The organism is Micromonospora sp. NPDC000207 (assembly GCF_040300925.1).
In the GTDB taxonomy this organism is placed as follows: domain Bacteria; phylum Actinomycetota; class Actinomycetes; order Mycobacteriales; family Micromonosporaceae; genus Micromonospora.
Genome location: NZ_JBEPEQ010000013.1, coordinates 60,998 through 67,421, shown reverse-complemented (window position 1 = coordinate 67,421; position 6,424 = coordinate 60,998). Strand labels below are relative to the sequence as shown.

General features: G+C 72.3%; 6 protein-coding genes and 1 pseudogene. 4 read left to right on the top strand and 3 right to left on the bottom strand.

Annotation, left to right across the window (positions count from 1 at the left end; genetic code table 11):
* The 3 genes and pseudogenes from ABT336_RS05780 to ABT336_RS05770 form a co-directional block, all read left to right on the top strand.
* Nucleotides 1–191, top strand: a pseudogene (locus ABT336_RS05780) (hypothetical protein); the annotation flags it as partial.
* Between the two features lie 223 nt (nucleotides 192–414).
* Nucleotides 415–1,065 carry a DUF6642 family protein gene (locus ABT336_RS05775; RefSeq protein ID WP_350895349.1) on the top strand — a complete coding sequence of 217 codons (651 nt, stop codon included), beginning with the start codon at nucleotides 415–417 and terminating at the stop codon, nucleotides 1,063–1,065.
* Between the two features lie 40 nt (nucleotides 1,066–1,105).
* The gene (locus tag ABT336_RS05770; protein WP_350895348.1) at nucleotides 1,106–1,570 is read left to right on the top strand and encodes a PPOX class F420-dependent oxidoreductase; all 465 of its coding nucleotides are present in this window, start codon (nucleotides 1,106–1,108) and stop codon (nucleotides 1,568–1,570) included.
* Between the two features lie 112 nt (nucleotides 1,571–1,682).
* Here ABT336_RS05770 and ABT336_RS05765 read toward each other — a convergent pair whose 3' ends face one another.
* The 3 genes from ABT336_RS05765 to ABT336_RS05755 form a co-directional block, all read right to left on the bottom strand.
* Nucleotides 1,683–3,107 (bottom strand): M20/M25/M40 family metallo-hydrolase, encoded by a 1,425-nt coding sequence (locus tag ABT336_RS05765; protein ID WP_350895347.1) that lies wholly within the window; start codon nucleotides 3,105–3,107, stop codon nucleotides 1,683–1,685.
* A gap of 126 nt (nucleotides 3,108–3,233) precedes the next feature.
* Nucleotides 3,234–3,878 carry an NAD(P)-dependent oxidoreductase gene (locus ABT336_RS05760; protein ID WP_350895346.1) on the bottom strand — a complete coding sequence of 215 codons (645 nt, stop codon included), beginning with the start codon at nucleotides 3,876–3,878 and terminating at the stop codon, nucleotides 3,234–3,236.
* 86 nt (nucleotides 3,879–3,964) lie between these two features.
* Entirely contained in the window at nucleotides 3,965–5,197 is a 1,233-nt protein-coding gene (locus ABT336_RS05755) for a serine hydrolase domain-containing protein (RefSeq protein WP_350895345.1), read from the bottom strand.
* Between the two features lie 265 nt (nucleotides 5,198–5,462).
* On the opposite strand from ABT336_RS05755, the gene ABT336_RS05750 reads away from it, so the two are divergent.
* A complete protein-coding gene (locus ABT336_RS05750) occupies nucleotides 5,463–6,419 on the top strand; it encodes a hypothetical protein (RefSeq protein ID WP_350895344.1) in 957 nt (318 codons plus the stop codon).
* Nucleotides 6,420–6,424: the final 5 nt, after the last annotated feature.

Sequence of the window (6,424 nt, the reverse complement as noted above, 5' to 3'; positions counted from 1 at the left end):
CCCGGACCGGCGCGGTGCCGGGGCGTACGCCTGCCGTACCGCCCCGGACCGGGCGCAACGTTCCCTACCCCGTACGCGGCCAGGCCGGTCGGCCCGCCACGCCCCCTGGGCGGATCGCGACCCGGCCCGGCCTGCCCAGTCGGCCGGTGGCGCCCCCCGCCACCGCGCCGCGCTGGTCCCAGGCGAGCTGAGCGCAGCGACTCGGCTCCCGGGGACGGTGTCGACGCCGGTCGGGTGGGGGACCCCCCTTCCTCCGCCTGGCCGGTGTCGGCGCGACCCGCACCGTACCCGTCTGCTGACCGAGCGGGGTGACCTGCCGAAAGTCGTCTGACAGGCGTGGTACGGGTGATGTCGCCGCCGCCGGACGGCCCGGTAACGTCAGCCCTCGGGCAGGCGTTCGCAGGAGGTGGCCGCGTGGCGCGGGGAGGCGTGTTCTGCGTCGAGGGGCAGTGGCACCGTGACCTCAACGAGCGGGGTTCGGTCCTGCCCACCCTGGAACTCCTGGAACGGCTCAGCAAGATCCGTTTCATCCACAAGGACGCGGCGACCCGCGACGAGTTGTTCTACTTCCTGGACCGCTGGCTGCTCAAGCAGTACGCCGACTACCGGGTCGGCTTCTTCGCCATGCACGGCGAGCCGAGCCGGCTCTGCCTCACCGACTGGGACTCGGTGGAGCTGGCCGACGTGGCCGAGCGGATGGCCGGGCGCTGTGAGGGGCGGCGGCTCTACTTCGGCAGCTGTTCGGTGCTGCGCGCCTCCGACGCCACCCTCCGAGGTTTCCTGGAGACCACCGGGGCGGCGCTGATCTGCGGCTTCACCAGGGAGGTGGACTGGGTCGAGTCCGCCGCGTTCGAGACGGTGCTGCTCGACGTCCTGGCCAACGGCCAACGGCACAACGCCGCCGAGCTGCGGATGGGTTCGGCGCACTGGGCGCCGCTGGCGTCGTACCTCGGGTTCCGGGTGATCTACGCCAACGGCCGGGCCTGGCGGCCACCGGCCCGACCCCGGGTGCCCGCCCAGCCGGTCCCGACCCGGACGGTCCGACCACACCGCCCGACGACCTGACCCGGCCGACGCGGGGTCGGCCCGCTGGTAGAAATGAGCGATGGCACGCCGCATCGCGAGAAACGACCGGATCGACCGGGACGAGCTGACCGAGTTCCTCCGACCCCGGCACCGGGTGGTCCTGATGACCACCCGAGCCGACGGCCGCCCCCAGTCCTCCCCGGTCTCGGCCGGCGTCGACACCGAGGGGCGGTTGGTGATCTCGACGTACCCGGAGCGGGCCAAGGTCCGCAACATCCGGCGCGACCCCCGGGTGTCGGCGTGCGTGCTCTCCGACGACTGGGACGGGCCGTGGGTGCAGGTCGACGGTGTTGCCGAGGTGCTCGACCTGCCCGACGCCCTGGAACCCCTCGTGGAGTACTTCCGGTCCATCGCCGGTGAGCACCCCGACTGGGACGAGTACCGGGCGGCAATGACCCAGCAGGGCAAGTCCCTGATCCGGGTGACTGTCACCGACTGGGGGCCGGTGGCCACCGGCGGCTTCCCCGCCCGCCTCGCCGACTGACCGCCCGGGCCGTCCCGCCGGGCTCGCCGACTGACCGCTTCCCCGTCCTACCCGAGCGCGACGGGGTGGGGACGGGAGAACCGTCCCCAGCCCGTCGGCCGGGCTTCGCGGGTCAGCCGTCGACGGCGGTACGGTGCGTCGCCGCGCCGATCAGCTCCAGCGACACCTGGAGCCGCTCCAGGCTGATGTTCTTCTCGATGGTGTCCTCCGGGCTGTGGTACGGCGGCTCCAGCAGCGCCGGGGACTCCTCACCCCGCCAGGAGAAGTTCGCGCTGGCGATGCCGGCCTCCTGGAACGACTGGTGGTCGCTCGCGCCCCGCTGGGTGACCGGGGAGAGCTGCGGCTCGTACCCGAGCCGGACCGCCGCCGCAGCGACCTCGTCGGTGGCCCGGTTCGACTGACCGGTGAAGGAGAGCAGCCAGTATCGGGTCGCCGGGTCCCAGCTGGTGGCCACCATGTCGTTGTTGTAGACGGCCAGGAACCGGTCCCGCTCGGCCTGCGGCAGCTGCCTGACGTAGTAGCGGGAGCCGATCAGGCCCTGCTCCTCCGAACCCCACAGGGCGAAGCGGATCGTGGCGTTCGTCGGGGTGTTCTTCAGGACCCGGGCCAGCTCCAGGGCCAGTACGGTGCCGGAGCCGTCGTCGTTGGCGCCGGGCGCCCCGATCACCGTGTCGTAGTGGGCGCAGACCATCACCACCGGCCCGTTCGGCCCGGAGGTGCCCAGCCGCTCGCCGATCACGTTGTTCGAGATCAGGTTGCGGTGCGCCGAGGTCTTGATCACCAGGACCAGACGCTGGGCGGCGACCAGCTCACGGAGCCGGTGCTTCTGGGCCTGCGCCACCCCGACCACCGGGATCGGCACCGGGTTGGCTGCCGAACCGGGCAGGGTGGGGGTGAACGCCGAGGCCCGCCGGGGCGCGACGGCGTCGGCCGGCAGGAAGACCACGGCCGCCGCACCCTTGGCCAAGGCGGTGGCCACGAGCTGCTCCCGCTGTGCGGCGACGTAGTCGATGAGGACGATCCGACCGGCCGCGTTGGCCGGGTAGTTCTCCGCGGCACCGGAGCCGACGTCGATGACCTGACCCCGGACCTTGGTGTCGAGGGCGCCGTGCGCCGACGCGCCCGCCTGCCAGCAGAGGTCCCAGGGCAGCCGGGTGGGGGAGCTGAGCTCGGCGAGGAACTTGTCAGCGACCGGGAACGGCTGCAACACGGTGTCGTAGCCCATCCGGTCGAGGGTGCGGGCGATGAAGTCGGCGGCCCGCCGCTCCGAGGCCGTACCCCCGATGCGGGGACCGATCTTCTCGCTCAGGGTGAAGAGGTCGTTGAGCGCCCGCTTGGCGGAGGCCTGCCGGACGATCTTGCGGTCCTCGGGGGTGAGCTGGGGTGCCCGGACCGCACCGGGGCGCAGGTCGTCGGCGGCCCAGGCGGGGGCGGGCAGGGCGACGGTGGCGGCACCACCGAGCGCTACCGCGAGCATCCGACGGCGGTTCAGCGACGAGGTGGGGGCAGGGGTGAGCTGACCGTCCTGTGTGGTCAAGGGGTCCTCCTGGTTCGGGGGTGGACCCAGCACCGTCTTGCGGTGGGCTGGGTCACATGCGACCGAACATATATGTCCCCAGCGACCTTCTCAAGATCGGTGCGTACCCTTTTTCCGCAGGTCAGGTCAGTATGCGGCGGTGAACCTCTGGTTACTGAAGCAGGGCTTCTCGATTTCGTCGACGATCGCCACGGCCAGATCCTCGTAACTGAGCACCGACCGGCCGGCGTCGTCGACCACCGGATGGTCGGTGCCCGTACGGTAGTGCCCCCGCCGCTCGCCCGGGTGGAACTCCAACGGCGGCGGGGAGATGTACGTCCAGGTCACGCCGTTGCTGGAGGACCTGTAGAAGTCCAGGGCCTCGGCCTGGCCCTGCGCCGAGTCGCGGTACTCGTCGGGAAAGTCCGGCTCGTCGAGGAACCGGTTGCCGTTCGGAGTCAGCAGGGTGGACCCGCCACCCATGTGGATGACCCGGGGCGGGTGCGGCATCGGGCTGAGGGTGTGCACGAGGTTGCGGGCGGCGTCGAGCCAGAGCCAACGCTCCCCGCCCCCGATGGCCACCACCATCACGTCCGCCTCGGCGGCGAGTTCCCGGACGCTGCGCTCGCTGGTGGCGTCCCCGGTGACCACATGGACTCCGCCCGGGAGGTACTGGGCGACGGCTTCGGGGCGGCGCACCGCAGCGGTCACCCGGTGCCCCCGACGGGCCGCCTCCGCGGTGATCCGTGACCCGGCGGTCCCGCCGGCGCCGAACACGACGAGGTTGCTCATCACCCCAGGCTAGGGAGCGTCCCGACCGGCCGGGTCCGGAACGGGCGATCTGCGGCCGAGCCGATCGGGTGCCGGTGCGGTGGCCCTCAGTCGACGAGGGCGGAGTAGACGAGTTGCCGCAGCTGCGGGCGCAACGGCCAGGTGCTGGAGGGGATGAGCTGGGCGAAGAGCAACGCCGTGACCTCCTCGACCGGGTCGATCCAGAAGGCGGTGCTGGCCATCCCACCCCAGTAGTACTCTCCGACGCTGCTCGGCACCCGACTGGGCACCGGATCGGTGATCACCGCGAAGCCGAGTCCGAAACCGACCCCGGCGAAGGTGCTCTCGGCGAACCCACCCACCGAGAGGTCCTCCAGGTCCCGCCCGCCGGGCAGGTGGTTGCGGGTCATGAACCGCACCGTACGGGGGCCGAGCAGGCGTACCCCCTCCAGTTCCCCGCCGCGCAGCAGCATCTGGGTGAACCGGTGGTAGTCGGCGGCGGTGGAGATCAGACCGGCCCCACCGGAGAGGAGGGTCGGCTCCTCCCGGACCAGGGCACCGAGCCGGTCGTGGCGCACCGCCCGCCCGGTGCGCGGGTCCGGCACGTGGAGGGCGGAGAGGCGTTCGGCCTCCTCCTCCCCGACGTGCCACCGGGTGTCGGTCATGCCCAACGGGCGCAGGATCCGATCGGCGAAGAAGGCGTCGAGGCGCTGTCCGGAGACCACCTCCACCAGCCGGCCCAGGACATCCGTGGCGACCGAGTAACCCCAGGCCGTACCGGGTTGGAACAGCAGCGGGAACTCGCCGAACACGGTGGTGGCCCCGGCCAGGTCCACCCCGGGCGGGGGCGCCAGCTCGTAGCCGGCCGCGCGGTACAGCCCGTCGACCACGGAGGTCTGCATGAACCCGTACGTCAGGCCGGCGGTGTGGGTGAGCAGGTGCCAGATCCGGATCGGCTCGGTCGCCGGCACCGTGTACGGCTTGAGCACCGACCCCTTGGAGTAGACCCGCATGTCGGCGAACTCGGGCAGCCAGCGGCTGACCTCGTCGGTCAGCTCGAACCGGCCCTCCTCCCAGAGCATCATCGCCGCGACCGAGGTGACCGGTTTCGTCATCGAGTAGATCCGCCAGAGGGTGTCCTCGACGACTGGTGCCCCGGTCTCGACGTCGCGCGTCCCGTAGGTGCTGGAGTGGGCGATCTCGCCCCGACGGGTGACGACGATCTGCCATCCGGCGAGCCGACCGTCGTCGACGTACCTGCCGAAGTGGTCGTCGATGCGGGCCAGGCGGGCGGGGTCGAGGCCGATCAGGTCCGGGTCGGTGGTGCGGGAGACGCTCACCCGACCGAACCTACTAGCCGGTACGGACGGCCCGGAAGTGTCAGCCGTCGACAGTGAAAAAGGCGACGGTGGGTGGCAGGCTGATCCCTGCCGACCCCCGTCGACGGACCGGTGACGAACCGGTGACAATATCGCTCGGTTTCCATCCGGCACCGGAGTCGGTCCGGTGCGAACGTTCGTCGACGTCCGTCCGGTGCCCGTACCGCTGAACCGGAGCCGGGGTCGGACGACGGCGACGTGCGGGTGGTGGGGGAGTGGAGGTCAGGTGGCGGCGATCGACGGCGACCAGACGGGTCGGCACCACGGCGAGCCGGGACCTCCCCGCACCGGTGCGGCCGTCGCGCAGGGCGGTGTCGGTGAGCGCAGCCGCAGTGCCGTCCGGCGGCGGGCCCGCAGCCGGCGGCGTCGCCGGGCGGTGGAGGGCCTGACGCTGGTGGTCTGCCTGGTCGGCCTGGTCACGTACCTCGGTCGGGGCGCAGGCCGGGAGTCCGGTGTGCAGCACGCGGTCCTCCCGGGCGGACCGGCCGGGGTGCAACGTCCGGTCACTGTGGAACGCCCGCCCACGGTGACGCCCGCTGTGGCCTCACCCGGGCTCAACCCCCGCGTCCGTCCCGTCCCCACCCCGCCGCCGACCAGCCCCGTCCTGGACCCGAGCCCGTCCCCGCAACCTTCGGAACGCCAGGTGCTCACCGTCGCCCGGGTCGACCTGCCCGCGACAGTGGACCTGACGGCGGACGGCCCCCGCGACTGGGTGCACCTCGGCCTCCGTGGGGCGGACTCGACGGTACGCAAACGGGACGGCTCCGGCGCGGTCACGGTCGCGGGGGGACGGGGTACCCGGTCGGGACACGACACCAACCCGGAGTTCTTCGGCTGGCGCGACGGGGCCGAGGTGGCCCACCAGGCCGGTACGCCGCACGGCGTCCACACCTGCGGAGTGGGCAACGGGTTCCTGCTCACCGTCGCCGGGGACGGGGAGATCCGGACCGTGCGGATCTACGTCGGGGTGTGGATGGCGCAGGGGCGGTTGACGGCCCGACTCGGGCCGGGCGGGCCGACGGCCGCCGTCGAGTCGGAGGATCCGCACACCGAGCACACCACCGCCTTCGACGTGCGGTTCCGGGCTGCGCCCGGGGACCGGCTGAGCCTGTCCTGGACCACGGTGCGCTCCTTCGACCCGGACTGCGGCAGCGTCAGCCTCCAGGCGGTTGCGCTGCGCTGACCCGC